This window comes from Rhodococcus sp. AZ1 (genome assembly GCF_054979605.1).
Genome location: NZ_JBUEQF010000005.1, coordinates 88,965 through 105,955, shown reverse-complemented (window position 1 = coordinate 105,955; position 16,991 = coordinate 88,965). Strand labels below are relative to the sequence as shown.

Below are 16,991 nucleotides of genomic sequence, written 5' to 3'. Positions count from 1 at the left end.
GGTTGCGGCCCGCACCGCTGTGCTGATCCGAGCCGACGGCTGTGCTGGCCCGAGCCGACGGTAGGGAGCAGACGGTGCGGATCCTGGTCATCGACGACGACGCGAACGGTGCAGAGACCGTGCGCCGCACCCTGGTCTCCGAGGGGTGGGTGGTCGATGTCGCCCATGACGGCGACGTCGGCTTCCTGCACGCGCTGCACGGCAGCTACCAGGCCATCGTGTGCGACATCATGATGCCCGGGTTGAACGGGTACGAGGTGGTCCGACGTCTGCGCGCCGAGCGGGTGTGGACCCCGGTGCTGATGTTGACCGCCAAGGACGGTGACTACGACCAGATCGACGCGTTCGACCTCGGCGCGGACGACTACCTGATCAAGCCGTTCTCGGTCGAGGTCCTCGTCGCGCGGCTGCGGGCGTTGATCCGCCGGGGCGCACCCGAGCGCCCGGTGGTGCTCACCGCGGGGTCGCTGACGATGGATCCGGCGGCGCACGTGGTGCACAGGCGTGGTCAGGAGGTGTCGCTGACACCGAGGGAATTCAGTGTGCTCGAGTTCCTGCTGCGTCACGTCGGGGTCGCAGTCACCAAGAACGACATCCTCGATGCCGTATGGGACAGCAGCTTCGACGGCGATCTCAACGTCGTCGAGGTCTACATCGGGTACTTACGCAAACGCGTCGATCGCCCGTTCGGATGTGCGTCCATCGAAACCGTTCGGGGGATCGGGTACCGACTAGTTGCCGTCGACTGAGGGTGTACCGCCCTCGTCCGTGTCGCGGCGAGACGTCGGAATGGTGATGGTCACGGCAGCTCCGCCGGTGGCCGGGGCCTCGGCGATGGTCACCGCTCCGCCGTGCGCGCGGACGATCTCGTCGACGATCGCCAGGCCAAGCCCGGACCCGCCGGAGCTGCGGCGTCGATCCGGGTCGAGGCGCACGAACCGGTCGAGGACTCGCTCGCGGTCCGCCTCCGGTATTCCCGGCCCGTCATCGGCGATTGTCACCACGCACGCGCCCGTCGACTCCACGGCGTGGACTGCGATGTCGATGCTCGAACGCGCGTGGCGCAGTGCGTTGTCGGCGATGTTTCGGATGGCCCGGACCAGTTTGTCGCGATCTGCGTACACCTGCACGGCATCGATGTGCGCGGTCACCGCAATCGAGCCCAGGCGCGTCATTCGCTGGGCTTCGTCGGCAACGATGTCATCGATGTCGACCACGCTGCGTCGCAACGGAATCCCGCGCTCGTCGGCCCGGGCGAGAATGAGCAGGTCGTCGACCATCGCCTGCAGCCGTGTGGCTTCGGGGTGGAGAATCGTCTCGATCGTGGCGTGATCGATGGCCTCACCCTTCACGCGTGCCAGGTCGAGTAGTCCCACCAGGGTGACCAGGGGGCTGCGCAATTCATGGGATGCGTCCCCGACGAAACGGAGTTGGGCCTCGCTCGACGCCTGCAGGCGCTGCAGCATGTGGTTCATCGTTGTTGCGAGTCTGTCGATCTCGTCCCCGCTGCGCGGTTCTGAGACGCGTCGACTCAGGTCACTGCTGCTGATCGCGGCCACCTCGGTTCGGATCCGCTCGACCGGTCGGAGCGCACGTCCGACGAAGAAGTACGTGGAGGCGGCCAACAGTACGAGGATCACCGGGAACACCGACGCGAACAGGACCGCCACGGTGACCACGACGCCCGTGATCGGACCCTCGGCGGCCGCCACCGCAACGGTGACCGGGCCTGCCGGGCCGGCGACGCCGAGAACGGAGACGCGGTACTCGGTCGGATCGGCATCGATGGTGGCGCCGTCGAGGGTGGACGTCGTATCGGGCGGTACCGGGCGGCTGAGTGGTCCCGCGCGTCCGCCCGCGGTGGCGGCGATGACCTGGCCGTCAGCGCCGATGATCTGAATGACGTCGATGTCCTTCGAGGTCGTCAGCGATGACGGGTCGACGGTGCCTGCCGAGTCGGTGCGCACGATGGTTGCAAGTTCGGCGGCGCGAGCAGAGTTGGTGGCGTCGGCGGAGTCGAGCAGAGACGTGTGCAGAACCAGCAGCATGATCCCGGCTGCGCCGGCCAGCGCCGCGGCAAGCAGCACCGTCGCGAGGATCGTGAGGCGAACCCGCACCCCGGCGGTCGACCGCCGCAGCCACGCGAAGGCTGTCCGCAGGCGGGGTGTCACCGCCCAAGCCTAGGCACCTCGACCCCCGAACGCCCGTACCCAATGTCACATTGGGTCACCGGGGGTGACCCAATGTGACATTGGGTACGGCGTGCAGGGCTTCTGTCTACGCGACAGTGCGATCGCGGTGCTGCCACACTCGACCCCATGGTGTGCAGCACTCCAGGTATCCACGATCCCGGCGCCTCGGGGTGACGACGCGCGAGGTGCTCACTCTCCTCGTGGGAGGGGGAGTGCTGCTCGGGATCACAGTCGGCGTGCTCGGCCTCTACCGGGTACCGATGAGCTGGGCCGCCACTCGCGCAGTGGCACGCGCTGCTGTCCAGCTCGCGTTCATTGCCGTGGTCCTGCGTGGCGCCATCACCTCGACCTGGGGATCTGCCGCGATTGTCGGCATCATGTTCACCGTCGCTGCGGTCACTGCATACCGGCGCATCGCGACTCTCGATCGCGCACTCTGGGCGGCGTTGCTCGGCTGCGCTGCAGGTGCGTCCACGGTGATCGCAGTGATCGTCGGAGGCGGGGTTCTCACCCGGGATCTGCGCACTCTCATCGCAGTCTCCGGGATCATCATCGGTGGCTGCATGACTGCGGTCACCCTGACCGGGCGCCATCTCGGGGAGGCACTGATCCGCCGACGCGATGAGATCGAAGGTTGGCTGGCCATCGGTGCCACACCGGTCAGGGCGCTGCGCGACGTCGCCCGCCGCGCCACCTCCGAGGCGCTGATCCCTGGCCTCGACCAGACGCGCACAGTGGGTCTGGTGGCGTTGCCCGGGGCATTCGTGGGTGCTCTCCTGGCCGGAGCCGACACCGCTGCCGCAGCACAGTTTCAGTTCGTCGTCCTCACCGGATTGATCTGCGCGCAGTCCATCACCGCCGTCGTGACCGCGATGGTACTGACCTCGACCCCTAACCTGACCCTGCCCGCCCGGCCTCGATGAACCTGCCTCCGCCCATCCAGACCCCCGAACGGCCGTACCCAATGTCACATTGGGTCACCAGGGGTGACCCAATGTGACATTGGGTACGGGTTGGAGCGACCTCCGGGCCGGGCGGGCCGGCAGGGGATCAGTATTTTCCGAAGGCGAGGGCGACGTTGTGGCCGCCGAAGCCGAAGGAGTTGTTGAGGGCGTACTGGTAGTTGCCCGGTCGAGCCTGGCCTGCTACGACGTCGAGGTCGATCTCGGGATCCATGTTCTCCAGGTTCAGGGTGGGCGGGCTGATGCCCTCCTTGAGAGCCTGAACGGTCAGAACGGATTCGAGTGCACCAACGGCGCCGATGGAGTGGCCCAGCGCGGACTTCGGTGCGTACACCGCCGCGTGGGTGCCGACGGCCGCGTTGATCGCCTTCGCCTCCGCGACGTCGCCGATGCTGGTTCCGGTCGCGTGAGCGTTGACGTAGCTGATGTCGTTCTTGGTCAGCCCGGCGGTCTCGATCGCGCGCTTCATTGCCCTCGCGGCGCCGGTGCCGTCGGGGTCGGGTGCCACGAGGTGGAACCCGTCCGAGGTGATACCGGCTCCGAGCAGGCGACCGAGGATCGTGGCGCCGCGCGCGACGGCGTGGTCCTCGGCCTCGAGAACCAGCAGCGCACCGGCCTCACCGAAGACGAAGCCGTCGCGGTCACGGTCGAACGGACGCGAGGCGCCCGCCGGATCGTCGTTGCGCATGCTCATCGCGCGCATGATGGAGAAGCACGCGATCGGGATGGCCTCGATGGCGCCCTCGGTGCCACCGGCCACGATCATGTCGGCGTCGCCCATGACGATCGAACGCCAAGCGTGCGCCAACGCTTCGGATCCGGATGCACAGGCGGAGATCGGTGTGATGACGCCGGCGCGTGCGCCGATGTGCAGGCCCACCACCGCCGACGGGCCGTTCGGCATGGTCATCTGCACCGCGAGTGGGGACACCTTGCGGTAGCCCCCCTCTTCCATCTTGTCGATGGTCTCCTTGATGATCTCGGCACCGCCGAGCCCGGTTCCGATGCACACCCCGAGGCGGTCGAGATCGACATCGGGGCTACCGATGCTCTCCCACAGACCCTTGCCCATGGTGAAGGCGAGCTGCTGGACGTAGCTCATCCGGCGCTTCTCGATGCGGCTGAGCAGCTCACCGGGCGGCGTGACCAGGTGCCCGCCGATGCGCACGGGGAGGTCGTAGCGCGAGACGAACTCGTCGTGCAGCTCGGTGATTCCACTCTTGCCGGCGAGGAGGCCCTGCCAGGTTTCTTCGATGGTGCCCGCAATCGAGGTCGTTGCGGTCATACCGGTGATCACGACGCTGCGGAAGCCGCCGTTCGCAGTCGTCGGAGCGGTCACGGGGTCTGTCGCTCGGCTTCGATACGCGCCCTGATCGCCTCGGCCGCCTCGGGGTTCTCGGCTTCGAGCTTCTGGATGTAGGCGACGGCGTCACCGACGGTGCGCAGACCGGCGAGATCCTCGTCGGGGATCTTCACGCCGTACTTGTCCTCGGTCTGGACGGCGATCTCCACCATCGAGAGCGAGTCGATGTCGAGATCGTCGACGAAGGACTTCTCCACGGTGACTTCTTCCGGCTCGATACCGGTTACCTCTTCGATGATCTCCGCGAGACCCGCGATGAGTTCTTCCTGTGTGACGGCCACTGGTGTGGTCCCTTCTTCATTGGTGCGGTGACATCGATCGATCCCGGGTGGGATCGATCCGGGCGCGCGATCCCGACGCTGCGCGACCCTACGGGCGACGGTGGGTCGCGCGCGTGTTTCCCTGTGGACGGTTACTGCGTCCCGGTCAGGTCGTGCAGTTGGTCCGGGGTCTTGAGCGCGAGCGTGGGGGTGCCCTTCATCTCGCGCTTGGCGATGCCGGCGAGGGCGCCGCTGGGCGGCAGCTCGACGACGGAGGCGACGGACGTTTCCCGCAGGTAGGCGGTGCACAGGTCCCATCGAACCGGGCTGGTGATCTGGGCCGCCAGCTTGGTCAGGGCGTCGGCCCCGTCGGTGACCGGTCGGCCGTCGCTGTTGGAGAGCAGCGTGGTGGTCGGCTGATCCGGGGTGATCGCGGCGACGGCCTCTGCGAAGGTGTCGCGGGCGGGCTCCATGTATCGGGTGTGGAATGCACCCGCCACGGCGAGTGGTCGAATGCGAGCGCGGTCCGGGGCACGCTCGGCGAGTTCGGTGAGCGCGGAGAGCGCACCGGCAGCGACTATCTGACCGGCGGCGTTGCGGTTGGCGGGCTCGAGGCCGAGTTCTGCGATGAGGTCGAGAACGGCACCCTCGTCACCGCCCAGTACGGCGGACATGCCGGTGGGTTCGGCGTCGCAGGCACGGGCCATGGCCCCGCCGCGAACGGCGGCGAGCGCGACGGCGTCGTCCGCGGAGATGACGCCGGCGATGGCGAGAGCGGCGAGTTCGCCCACCGAATGACCGGCAACCACGTCGGGAGTGGGCAGATGGCCGCGGCTGCTGATCTCCGCGTAGGCGAGAAGCGCGGCGGCCACGACGAGGGGCTGCGTGACGGCGGTGTCGGTGATCTCCTCGGCGGTGGCGGTGGTGCCCAGGCGCTCGAGATCGAGGTTGGCGGCCTTGGACCACACGGCGAGGCGGTCTGCCGTGCCGGGCAGCGTCAGCCACGGCGAGAGCATTCCCGGGGTCTGCGAGCCCTGTCCGGGCGAGAGCATAGCGATCACGGCTCTAAGGGAACACTGTCGGCGAATGGTTCGCAGATGTTTGGCACGATGAACTCTTCGCCTCGACTTTGTAGGTTTCCAACAAAAATTGGCCGTCGAGCCCTCCATCGTCGTGGCCGCCCCCAGCGTTACGTAGTCAACTTTCAGTATGTTTTGGAGGTATCGATCATGAGATAGTCCGAATAATCCGCCGTATTGCGGGTCAACCGGCCGGTAGTGGCGGCTACTCGGAGCACATAGGCGTCCCGTGCGTGAGTGGGGTCGCGACCGGTGACTTCCGTAATTCGTTTGAGGCGATAACGAACTGTGTTGGGATGAACAAACAACGATCGTGCGCACGACTCCACGGCGCCGCCGCTGTCGAGGTACGCGTCCAAGGTGTCGGTCAGGGCCGATCCCGCCATGGCAAGAGGCTTGACGATCTGCTGATCCATGGCGGCGATCGCCGCCCGGTCGCCGAGGAGGGCCCGCTCGGGCAGCAACTCCGAGGCATGGACGGGGCGGGGCGCGCCGCGCCATCCCGCCACCGCCGCCAGCCCGGCGAACGCCTCGTTGGCGCTCGAGTGGGCCGACGCCAACGTCGGTGTGGTCGGACCGATGACCACCGGCGACCGATCGAAGGTGGCGACGATGTCGTCGAGCACCCTCTCGCCGGCCGCGGACCCGGAGAGGTGACCGGAGATAACCACCACCAGGCGGGTGCCCTGGACGACCGACAGTGCGGCGCGCCCGTGCTTGCGAGCCACGCTGTGCACGGTCCCGACCACCGAGACTCCCTGTTCCGGAGGCGGTGAGCCGACCAGGACGGTGGCCGGCGCGGTGGCGTCCCAGTTCAGGGTCGCCGCGCGCGAGAGCATGTCCGCTCCCGAGTCACCTCGCACCACGGCGTCGACGACGAGGGCCTCGAGCCGTGTGTCCCATGCTCCCCGCGACTCGGCGGCTCCGGCGTACGCCGCCGCTGCGGCGAAACCGAGTTCGCGGCCGTAGCGCAGCACACCCTCGGTCAGCACCCGCAGCTGATGTTCGTCTCGTGCGAGGGCGGGCAGCCACTGCTCGTAGAACTCCATGGCCACCCGCACCATGTCGACGGTCTGGCGCAGTGTCAGCCGACGAGCCAGGTCCTGCGGGATCCACTCGATGGTGTCGATGCTGAAGCGGATCTCGGTGTCGGGGTCCTGCAGCCACTCCAGGAAGTTGAGCATGGCGGTCTGGACGACCATCTGCACGCTCGCTCGCTGAGCGGGCTCGAGTTCGGCGACGAACGGCAGCTGCCCCTGCATGGAGGTGATGGCCTCGGTGGACAGTCGACCGGAGAACTGCTTGACCCTGTTCAACAGGGCAGCGGGCAGCGGCACACGCTCTTGACCGGTGGTGCGCATCGTCCACACCAACGGTCCGTCGTCGGCGGGATGATCCGGGTTCACCGAAGAAAATCTACGCGTCGCTCCGCGGCCGGTCAGGCGACCCCGGGGTCTGCCATCGACACCGGCGCCGACATCACGTCGTCGATGCGGTACCTGGCTGCGGCTGTCACCGCGCTCGCGCGATCGAGCGCTCCGGAATCGGCGAGGGCGGTGAGCACCGCAACGGTGATCGACTCGGCGTCGACGTTGAAGTGTCGCCGCGCAGCCGAACGGGTGTCGGAGAAGCCGAACCCGTCCGTCCCCAGGGTCGTGTAGCTGCCCGGCACCCACTGACGAATCTGGTCCGGCACCGCGCGCATCCAGTCCGACGCAGCCACCACCGGCCCCTCGGCGCCGGCCAGAGCCTCGGTGACGTACGCCCGACGCTTGATCAGGTCCGGGTGACGCAGCGCCTCGGTCTCGGCGGCGATACCGTCGCGGCGGAGCTCGCCCCACGATGTCACCGACCACAGGTCCGCACTAACTCCCCACTCGGCGGCGAGCAGTTCCTGGGCCCGCAGACCGGCCACCATCCCGACTCCGGAGACCAGGATCTGGGCCCGCAGACCATCACCGGTGCCGCGCCGGAACAGGTACAGCCCGCGCAGCAGACCCTCGACATCGAGGTTCTCCGGCTCGGCCGGCTGCTGGTACGGCTCGTTGTAGAGAGTGATGTAGTAGAAGACGTTCTCGCCGCCGAATCCCGGTTCCAGGGTGCCGTCGGCCCGCACGGTGCCGCCGTACATGCGCCTCAACCCGTCCTTGACGATGTGGGCGATCTCGAAAGAGAACGCCGGGTCGTAGGTCACCGCCGCCGGGTTGGTCGAGGCCAGCAGCAGCGAGTGCCCGTCGGCGTGTTGCAGTCCCTCCCCGGTGAGTGTGGTCCGCCCCGCCGTGGCGCCGAGGACGAATCCCCGCGCCATCTGATCGGCCGCCGCCCAGAAGCTGTCGCCGGTGCGCTGGAAACCGAACATCGAGTAGAAGATGTAGAGCGGGATCATCGGCTCGCCGTGGGTGGCGTACGAGGTGCCCACCGCGGTGAACGACGACGTAGAACCGGCTTCGTTGATGCCCTCGTGCAGGATCTGGCCCGCCGTGTCCTCCTTGTAGGCGAGCATCAACTCCGAGTCGACCGACGTGTAGAGCTGGCCGTTACGGTTGTAGATCTTCAGCGACGGGAACCACGAGTCCATGCCGAAGGTGCGTGCCTCGTCGGGGATGATCGGGACGATCCGCGAACCGATCTCCTTGTCACGCAACAACTCCTTCATCACTCGCACGAAGGCCATGGTGGTGGCGACCTCCTGCTTGCCCGAGCCCTTGAGGATCGGCGCGTACGTCGAGTCCGGAGGCTGGGGGAGGGGGGCTGCATCGGTGCGTCGCTCGGGGACGAAACCGCCGAGCGCCGCCCGCCGGGCCAGCATGTACGCGATCTCGGGGGCATCGGCGCCGGGGTGGTAGTACGGGGGCAGGTACGGGTCCTTCTCGAGCTCGGCGTCCGAGATCGGGATGCGCTGGACGTCGCGGAAGGCCTTGAGGTCGTCCAGGGTCAACTTCTTCATCTGGTGCGTGGCGTTTCGGCCCTCGAAGTGCTTACCGAGTGTGTAGCCCTTGATGGTGTGGGCGAGGATCACCGTCGGCTGACCCTTGTGCGCCACCGCGGCGGCGTACGCGGCGTGCACCTTCCGGTAGTCGTGACCACCGCGCTTGAGGTTCCAGATCTGATCGTCGGTGAGATCGGCGACCAGCTCCTTGGTGCGGGGATCGCGGCCGAAGAAGTTCTCCCGCACGTAGCCGCCGTTGTTGGCCTTGTAGGTCTGGAAGTCACCGTCGGGGGTGGTGTTCATCAGGTTCACCAGCGCACCGTCGCGGTCCTTGTGCAGCAGTGCGTCCCACTCGCGTCCCCAGATCACCTTGATGACGTTCCACCCCGCTCCGCGGAAGAAGGACTCGAGTTCCTGGATGATCTTGCCGTTGCCGCGTACCGGCCCGTCGAGGCGCTGCAGATTGCAGTTGATGACGAAGGTCAGGTTGTCCAGGCCCTCGGTGGCGGCTACGTGAGCCAGGCCCCGCGATTCGGGCTCGTCCATCTCGCCGTCGCCGAGGAACGCCCACACGTGCTGATCGCTGGTGTCGGTGATGCCGCGGTCGTGCAGGTAATGGTTGAACCGTGCCTGGTAGATCGCGTTCATCGGACCCAGGCCCATCGAGACCGTGGGAAACTCCCAGAACGAGGGCAGCAACCGCGGATGGGGGTACGACGGCAGACCGCCGCCGAGGTCCGCGTGAGAGAGCTCCTGACGGAACCCGTCGAGCTGTGAGGCCGGGATGCGTCCCTCGAGGTAGGCGCGCGCATAGATGCCGGGTGAGGCGTGGCCCTGGATGAAGATGTGGTCACCGCCGCCGGGGTGGTCCTTGCCACGGAAGAAGTGGTTGAACCCCACCTCGTACAGCGCGGCGGAGGAGGCGTACGTCGAAATGTGGCCGCCCACACCCACTCCCGGGCGTTGGGCACGGTGGACCATGATCGCGGCGTTCCAGCGGATCCACGCGCGGTACTTGCGCTCGATGGACTCGTCGCCGGGGAACCACGGTTCGTTCTCGGTGGGGATGGTGTTGACGTAGTCGGTGGACGTCAGCGCCGGGATCGCCACACGCCGTTCACCGGCGCGCTCGAGCAGACGCAGCAGCAGATAGCGGGCGCGTTGCGGACCGGACCGGGCGAGCAGCTGGTCGAACGAGTCGATCCACTCGTCGGTCTCCTCGGCGTCGATGTCGGGCAGGTACGACGCCACGCCCTCACGGATGACGCGCACGCGACCGCCTCCCGACACACCGGGTGCGGCGGCGGGGTCGGTGGTGGTGTCGGCAGTGGTGTCGGTGGTCGTGGTGCCGTGGGTCGTCTCGGTCAACGCCAGCATCTCCTCGATAGGCTCGAACCCGGGGGTGACGGGCTCCGTCAGTGGCGGCGCGTGCCCGGGTGCGGGCCGAACCACCTGCTCACCTCGATGGTGTTCATGATCGACGGTGATCATGATCGATCCTGCCGCATGTTCGCGCGTGCCGGTGAGGTTCGCGCCCGAATCGAGTGCGCGAAATTTACGAAACGCTCGATCGCCGCGTCCACTTGCGCAGGGGCGCCCGAGCATGTTCGCTTCTATTACTGCACACTCGACCGTGTAGAGACGTCTGCACCGAAACCGATCGAAGGAGGACTCCACCGTGGTCGCCGCGGCCGACGCCCAGAACTACGCTCAGAAGCTCGGAATCACGCGTGAGATGGTGGTGCAGGAAATCGGTTGGGACACCGACACCGACGAGGAACTGCGCGCCGACGTCGAGGAGACCATCGGGGCCGAGACCGTCGACGAGGACTCCGACGAGGTGATCGACGTGGTGCTGCTGTGGTGGCGCGACGGCGACGGCGACCTGGTCGATGCGCTCATGGATGCCATCGCCCCGCTCTCGGACGAGGGATTCGTGTGGGTGCTCACCCCGAAGACCGGGCGTCCCGGCCACGTCGAGCCGAGCGAGATCGCGGAGTCCGCACCCACGGCGGGGTTGACACAGACCTCGGTGGCCAACCTCGGCCTGTGGTCGGGCAGTCGACTGGTTCAGCCCAGGGCACATCCGAGCAAGCGATAGGCGGTATTGCCATGCCCCTCGAAATCGGTTCCCCTGCACCGGACTTCACGTTGCGGGATCAGAACAACCAGCCCGTCACCCTCTCGAGCTACCGCGGCGAGAAGAACGTTCTCGTCGTGTTCTTCCCGCTCGCCTTCACCGGAACCTGTCAGGGTGAGCTGTGCGCGGTACGCGACGAGTTGCCCAAGTTCGAGAACGACTCCACCGCCGTCGTCGCCATCTCCGTGGGGCCGCCTCCCACGCACAAGATCTGGGCCGCGGAACAGGGCTACACCTTCCCGCTGCTCTCGGACTTCTGGCCGCACGGCGAGGTGTCGATGCGCTTCGGGGTGTTCAACGACAAGCTCGGGTTCCCCAACCGTGGCACCTTCCTGATCGACCGCGACGGCATCGTGCGTTTCGCCGAGATGATGGGCCCCGGAGAAGCACGTGACCAGCGAGCTTGGGAGAACGCGCTCGCCGCGCTAGATTCCTAGGCGCATTTCCCGCGTCCGTGCCGGACCGGGAAGATCGGGCGTATAGCTCAGCGGTAGAGCTCTGGTTTTACACACCAGCGGTCGGGGGTTCGAACCCCTCTGCGCCCACACCGGCCGCTGCGGTCAGTGCGGCAGGTACTCCTGCTCGGGCCGTCCTGTCGAGCCGTAGCGCAGCTGCATCCGCACCATCTGCTTGGACACCAACGCCGCGAGGTACCGCTGCGCGGTGGCCCGGGAGATGCCGATGCTGGTGGCCACCTCGCCGGCCGAGAGTGGATCGTCGGCGCGTCGGATCGCCTCGAGCACCAGGTCGCGGGTGACCGTGTGATGGGCAGCCGGCTCGACGCGCGGCGCCACCCGCAGTGCGTCGATGGCGGCGTCGATGGTGGGTTGGGTGAGGTCTTCGGCCGCTGCCACCGTCGAGCGGTAGCGCGCGTACGCCTGCAGGCGCTCGGTGAGCGAGTGACGCGGGAACGGCTTGATCAGGTAGGCGAAGGCACCCGCGGCAACCGCGCCGCGCACCGAGTCGGCGTCGGCGGCTGCGCTCAGCACTATCGAATCGCACCGCACGTGAGAGATGAAGTCGATTCCCGAGCCGTCGGGCAGGTACACGTCGACGAGTGCGATGTCGAAGGCGCTCTCGGCGAGGGCGTCACGTGCCGCGGAGAGGGTGTTCACCACACAGGTCACGGAGAAGTCGTCGAGTGAATCGACGAGATCGGCATGGAGATTGGCAACGCGGAAGTCGTCATCCACCACCAACGTCCTGAAGGTGCTTGCGGCACTGGGCATCACTGCTGTCCTTTCTCGACAGGGGTCAGCGTAGCGGGCAGGCGTGCCAACATCACCGCACCACCGCGGGGGTTCTCCGGCCCCGGAACACCTCCCGCAGAGGCGATCACGACGTCGCCGCCGTGCGATCGCGCAATCTGCCGGCTGAGAGCCAGACCGATTCCGCGACCACCCGGTGCGGTCGACGGCTTGGTGGTGACGCCCTCGCCGAACACCGACTCCGCATCGATCTCGATGCCGTCACCGGTGTCGGCGACCGTGATGTGCAGCGTCGTGCCCTCCTCGAGTAATTCGACCTCCACCACGGCGGGCCGGCGCGCGCCCAGTCGAGCGGCGTCGACGGCGTTGTCGACGAGGTTGCCCAGCACCGTGGTCACGTCTACGGCGGCGGTGACCGTACCCGCGACCCAGGTGTTCTCGCCGAGAACCAGCTGCACCCCGCTCTCGCGAGCGAACGCCGCCTTCGCGGTGAGGAATGCCGCGAGTGGCCGGTCGCGGACGGCGTCGATGCCGTCGAGGGTCGCCGAATGCGGACCCACGCCGAGGATCTCCTCGACGTACTCGGCGGCCTGCACGCCTCGCCCGTCGTGCAGCAGCCCGCTGATCAGGTGCAGTCGGTTCGCGAACTCGTGCCGTTGCGCTCGCAGCGCCGAACTCATCGACTGCACCGCGTCGAGTTGGCGGGTGAGGGTGTCCACATCCGTGCGATCACGCAGCGTCAGCACGGTGCCGAGCGCGGTGCCCTCCCGCACGACGGGGCGCGCGCTGGCGATCAGCACCCGGTCGCCCACGGTGGCGAGGACCGGATCGCCCGTCGCCTCGTCGAGCACCGAGCGCAGGCGCGGCGTCAGGTTCGACCGCTGCGGCGCCGAACTCCCGTCATCGGGGGGTAGGTCGAGCAGGGTGCGGGCCTCGTCGTTGACCACGGTCACCGTCCCGGACGGATCCACGGCCACCACCCCCTCACCGATCCCGTGCAGAACGGCGGTCTGTTCGCGAACCAGTTCGGCAAGCTCCTCGGGTTCGAGACCGAGAGTGAGCCGCTTCCAGCGCCGCGAGAGCGCAACGGCTCCGACGACGGCGAGCACGAGGACCACCCCGACCACACCGGACGCGGCGAGCAGGTCACGAACGAGTTCCTCGCGCACAGCGACCGTGGAGATCCCCACGCTCACCTCGCCGACCACGTTCGGCGAATCAGGCTGATAGACAGGTACTTTCGCACGCACGGAGTCGCCGAGCGTGCCGCGTTCCTGCTGCACCACCTCGTTGCCCGCCAGCGCCTGAGTGGGGTCGGTCGAAACGCGCTCGCCGAGTGCGTCCACGTCCGGGTGAGCCAGGCGAATGCCGCGATCGTCGGTGATCACCACGAACAATGCCCCCGTCCGGGTGCGAACACTCTCGGCGGCGCCCTGTACCGGACCGGCCAGCAGAGCCCCCGGCGGCGCGGACGCGGTACCGGCGGCATCGGAGAGCGCGTACTCGGCGACGTCGGCGCGCACCTGAGGATCGGCGGCGACTGCGCGGGCGATGGCGAGCGCGCGCAGCCCGTACTCCTCGGAGAGTCGGTGGCCGTTGGTGTAGGCGAACACTGCGAACGCTGCACCGAGCGCCACGGCAACCAGCGCCGCCTGCAGGAGCAGGACCTGGGTGCGTAGGCGGATGGAGCGCCTCATCCGCCGGGTTCGGCCGAGGTCATCTCGCCAGGCTAACGACCGATCGGCCATGTGTGAGCACAATGCGCAGAACTGTGCGGAAGGTGAGTTGCGCGGGTTGTGCGCACAACCGAGGAGATGTGACCGTCGCCACGTAATTTCCCTCACATCGGAAGGCCGGATACACAGACTTCGAGGAGTACGCGATGGTCGTAGCACTGGGTTTCACCATGGTGGCAGCGTTCATGTTCCTGATCCTGACCAAACGTGCCACGCCCGTGGTAGCCCTGATCACCGTGCCGGTGATCTTCGGTCTGTTCGCCGGGGCCGGACTCGGCATCGGCGACATGATCACCGACGGCATCAAGAGCCTGGCCCCCACGGCGGCGTTGCTCTTCTTCGCGATCATCTTCTTCGGGATCATGATCGACGTCGGACTGTTCGACCCGCTGGTTCGGCTCATCCTGCGCCTGGTCCGCAATGATCCGATGAAGCTCGTGGTCGGTACCGCAGTGCTGGCCATGGTGGTCTCCCTCGACGGCGACGGCTCCACCACGTTCATCATCGTGACCTCCGCCCTGCTGCCGCTCTATCTGCGGCTGAAGGTCAGCCCCGTGATCCTCACCGTGGTCGCGGGTCTGGCCAACGGAACCATGAACATCATCCCGTGGGGTGGGCCGACCGTACGCGCAGCGTCCGCGCTGGGGATCTCGCCGTCGGAGGTGTTCGTCCCGATGGTTCCGTCGCTGATCGTGGGCCTGATCATCGTGATGGCGTTCTCGGTTCATCTCGGGCTTCTCGAGCGCAAGCGACTCGACACGCTGGTTCACGATCAGCAACTGGTGGCGCACGGCTCGTCCCGTCGCGGCTCGGGTGGTGTGGGGTCGGGCGGTGTGGGCTCGGGTGGTGTGGGCTCGGGTTCGGCGGATTCCGGTGGCGCTGACGGGGACACGGGACGATTCGTCGGCACCCTCGATCCCACCCGCGCCACGCTGCGCCCGAAGCTGTTCTGGTTCAACGCAGTTCTCACGGTGTCGTTGCTGGTGGTGCTGGTGCTCGACATCCTGCCGATCCCGGTGCTGTTCATGATCGCCGCTGCGATCGCCCTCACCGTCAACTTCCCCAAGGTGAAGGAGCAGAGCGAGGCCATCACCCGGCACTCGGCGTCGATAGTTTCCGTGGTGTCGATGGTTCTCGCCGCCGCAGTACTGACCGGGGTGTTCCAGGGCACCGGGATGGTCGAGGCCATGGCCGACTGGCTGCTGGGGGTGATCCCGTCCGGTATGGGGCCCTACCTGGCGGTGATCACGGGCATCCTGAGCATCCCGTTCACCTTCTTCATGACCAACGATGCGTTCTACTTCGGCATCCTGCCCGTGCTCTCGGAGACCGCGGCCAAGTACGGCATCGAGCCGGTCGAGATGGCTCGCGCCTCCATCACCGGCCAGCCGGTGCATCTGCAGAGCCCCCTGGTGCCGGCGATCCTGCTGCTGGTCACCCTGGCGGGGGTCGGCCTCGCCGATCACCACCGCAAAGTGCTCTGGCGCGCGGCCGTGGTGTCGGTGGCGATGCTGGTGGTCGGGGTTCTGCTCGGCCAGATCCCCTTCGGCTGAGACCCCACTCCGAATGTGGAGGATAGTGCCCGCTCAGCGGGCACTGTCCTCCTCTTCTGTCAGGCGTCGACGGGAATGCGAGGGCCGTGGGCGGAGACGGTCTTGGGCAGGGTGAACACCAGGGCGAGAGATGCGACGGCGAAGGCGACGCTGACGGCCATCGCGTGGGCGGCGGCGCTGATGAATCCGGTCGCGACGGTGTCGGGACCGGTGATGGTCAGCGAGCCGAACAGCACGCTGCCGATCACGGCGATACCGATCGCGCTGCCTACGCGTTGCATCGTGGAGATGACGCCACTGGCCGCGCCCGCGTCACGCGGTTCGACGGTTGCCACGATGAACTGCGCGTTGGGGGCGATGAACAGCCCGCTGCCCAGGCCGGCCACGAACAGCGGCACCATCAGATCCCAGATGACGAGGGAATCGAGTGTCGCGAACAGCAGCCACAGCACCGCCAACCCGACCGACAGCATGCTCGTCCCGATCACCAGGACCGTGCGCCCGAGGCGTCGAGTGAGCTTGTCGCTCTGGGAGGAGCCGATGATGCTGCCCACCGCGAAGGGCAGTGACACCAACCCGGACGAGAGGGCGGAGTTGCCCAGGCCCGTCTGCCACAGGATCGAGATGGTGAAGAAGATCGAGGTGAACGCCGCGAAGTAGACCAGTGCCAGGATCGTCCCGGCGGTGAATGCGGGGTGCTGGAACAGTCGTGGCGGAACGAGGGGAGTGCCCCCACGGCGTGAGCGTGCCACCTCCCAGAAGCCGAACGCCACCAGCAGTGCCACGCCGCCCGCGAGCGTGCCGTACGTCCACAGCGGCCACCCGAGCGTCTGCCCCTCGATCAGCGGAACCAGCAGGGCCACCAGCGCCGCCGTGATCAGGACCAGACCGAGCAGGTCGACGCCTCCACCGCGACCGGGGACTTGCTGGCCCCGCGTGTTGGGCAGCGCCACAACAGCGGCGATGAGCGTCGCGACACCGATCGGGAGGTTGACGAAGAACACTCCGCGCCAGCCGTTCTCGTCACCGAAGGTCTCGATGATGATGCCGCCGATGATCGGTCCGAGTGCGGAGGAGACGCCGATGACCGCACCCATGATGGCGAACGCCTTGCCCCGCATCTGCGGCGGGAAGAGCAACTGGATGTAGGCGGTGACGGCCGGGACGAAGATGCCACCCGCGAGACCCTGGACGACGCGCGCGACGATCAGTTCGAGGTCACCCCCCGCGAAGCCGCAGGCGAGGCTCGCGACCGTGAACAGCCCGATGCCGAACACGAAGACCCATTTGTGTCCGTAGCGGTCGCCGACACGGCCCGCGGGAATCAGCGCGAGGCCGAATGCGAGCGCGTAGCCGGAGATGATCCACGAGAGCGTGGCCTCGGACGCGTCGATGCTGGTGCGGATCGTGGGCAGCGCGACGTTGACGATGGTGGTGTCGAGCAGGGCGATGAACATCCCCGCGAGCAGTACCGCGAGGGCTCGCCAGGCGTGTGCTGGAACGGTCGGGGGAGAGGCGGTGGACTTGTCGGCGGGTGCAGTGGTCACGGGATCACCTTCGGTCGGGGCA

Annotated in this window: 14 protein-coding genes and 1 tRNA gene; 6 read left to right on the top strand and 9 right to left on the bottom strand. The window is 67.4% G+C overall.

Features of this window, described 5'->3' with window-relative positions:
• Positions 1-74 precede the first annotated feature (74 nt).
• Positions 75-749, top strand: a complete 675-nt coding sequence (locus ACY48E_RS08065; protein WP_462871628.1) for a response regulator transcription factor — start codon at positions 75-77, stop codon at positions 747-749.
• On the opposite strand, the gene ACY48E_RS08060 is transcribed toward ACY48E_RS08065, so the two are convergent.
• Positions 732-2,171 carry a sensor histidine kinase gene (locus tag ACY48E_RS08060; RefSeq protein WP_462871627.1) on the bottom strand — a complete coding sequence of 480 codons (1,440 nt, stop codon included), beginning with the start codon at positions 2,169-2,171 and terminating at the stop codon, positions 732-734. The two genes, ACY48E_RS08065 and ACY48E_RS08060, sit on opposite strands and share 18 nt — an antisense overlap.
• 191 nt (positions 2,172-2,362) lie before the next feature.
• On the opposite strand from ACY48E_RS08060, the gene ACY48E_RS08055 reads away from it, so the two are divergent.
• A complete protein-coding gene (locus ACY48E_RS08055) occupies positions 2,363-3,115 on the top strand; it encodes an ABC transporter permease (protein ID WP_462871626.1) in 753 nt (250 codons plus the stop codon).
• Positions 3,116-3,242: 127 nt separating this feature from the next.
• Here the strand turns inward: ACY48E_RS08055 and ACY48E_RS08050 are convergent, their stop codons facing one another.
• The 5 genes from ACY48E_RS08050 to aceE all read right to left on the bottom strand — a co-directional run bounded on the left by ACY48E_RS08050 (position 3,243) and on the right by aceE (position 10,162).
• Positions 3,243-4,493 (bottom strand): KasA/KasB family beta-ketoacyl-ACP synthase, encoded by a 1,251-nt coding sequence (locus ACY48E_RS08050; RefSeq protein ID WP_462871625.1) that lies wholly within the window; start codon positions 4,491-4,493, stop codon positions 3,243-3,245.
• The gene (gene acpM, locus ACY48E_RS08045) at positions 4,490-4,798 is read right to left on the bottom strand and encodes a meromycolate extension acyl carrier protein AcpM (protein WP_462871624.1); all 309 of its coding nucleotides are present in this window, start codon (positions 4,796-4,798) and stop codon (positions 4,490-4,492) included. The genes ACY48E_RS08050 and acpM overlap by 4 nt, the downstream gene beginning before the upstream one ends.
• A 131-nt stretch (positions 4,799-4,929) precedes the next feature.
• Complete coding sequence (locus tag ACY48E_RS08040; protein ID WP_462871623.1) at positions 4,930-5,838, bottom strand: ACP S-malonyltransferase; 909 nt, start codon at positions 5,836-5,838, stop codon at positions 4,930-4,932.
• Positions 5,839-5,981: 143 nt separating this feature from the next.
• Positions 5,982-7,217, bottom strand: a complete 1,236-nt coding sequence (locus ACY48E_RS08035; protein WP_462871811.1) for a PucR family transcriptional regulator — start codon at positions 7,215-7,217, stop codon at positions 5,982-5,984.
• 77 nt (positions 7,218-7,294) lie between these two features.
• Positions 7,295-10,162 carry a pyruvate dehydrogenase (acetyl-transferring), homodimeric type gene (gene aceE, locus ACY48E_RS08030; RefSeq protein WP_462871810.1) on the bottom strand — a complete coding sequence of 956 codons (2,868 nt, stop codon included), beginning with the start codon at positions 10,160-10,162 and terminating at the stop codon, positions 7,295-7,297.
• Positions 10,163-10,463: 301 nt separating this feature from the next.
• Here aceE and ACY48E_RS08025 point away from each other — a divergent pair, with 301 nt between their 5' ends.
• From ACY48E_RS08025 to ACY48E_RS08015, 3 genes are all read left to right on the top strand, one after another.
• Positions 10,464-10,886 (top strand): DUF3052 domain-containing protein, encoded by a 423-nt coding sequence (locus tag ACY48E_RS08025; protein ID WP_462871622.1) that lies wholly within the window; start codon positions 10,464-10,466, stop codon positions 10,884-10,886.
• Positions 10,887-10,897: 11 nt separating this feature from the next.
• Positions 10,898-11,362, top strand: a complete 465-nt coding sequence (locus ACY48E_RS08020) for a peroxiredoxin (protein ID WP_462871621.1) — start codon at positions 10,898-10,900, stop codon at positions 11,360-11,362.
• Positions 11,363-11,398: 36 nt separating this feature from the next.
• Positions 11,399-11,470 (top strand) — tRNA-Val (locus tag ACY48E_RS08015).
• Positions 11,471-11,485: 15 nt separating this feature from the next.
• On the opposite strand, the gene ACY48E_RS08010 is transcribed toward ACY48E_RS08015, so the two are convergent.
• Both ACY48E_RS08010 and ACY48E_RS08005 read right to left on the bottom strand, forming a co-directional pair.
• Complete coding sequence (locus ACY48E_RS08010) at positions 11,486-12,154, bottom strand: response regulator (protein WP_462871620.1); 669 nt, start codon at positions 12,152-12,154, stop codon at positions 11,486-11,488.
• Positions 12,154-13,830: a sensor histidine kinase gene (locus ACY48E_RS08005; RefSeq protein ID WP_462871619.1), complete on the bottom strand. Its 1,677-nt coding sequence runs from the start codon at positions 13,828-13,830 to the stop codon at positions 12,154-12,156. Before ACY48E_RS08005 ends, ACY48E_RS08010 begins: the two co-directional genes overlap by 1 nt.
• Before the next feature lie 185 nt (positions 13,831-14,015).
• Here ACY48E_RS08005 and ACY48E_RS08000 point away from each other — a divergent pair, with 185 nt between their 5' ends.
• A complete protein-coding gene (locus tag ACY48E_RS08000; RefSeq protein ID WP_462871618.1) occupies positions 14,016-15,422 on the top strand; it encodes a CitMHS family transporter in 1,407 nt (468 codons plus the stop codon).
• A 59-nt stretch (positions 15,423-15,481) separates the two neighbouring features.
• On the opposite strand, the gene ACY48E_RS07995 is transcribed toward ACY48E_RS08000, so the two are convergent.
• Entirely contained in the window at positions 15,482-16,969 is a 1,488-nt protein-coding gene (locus ACY48E_RS07995) for an MFS transporter (protein WP_462871617.1), read from the bottom strand.
• Positions 16,970-16,991: the final 22 nt, after the last annotated feature.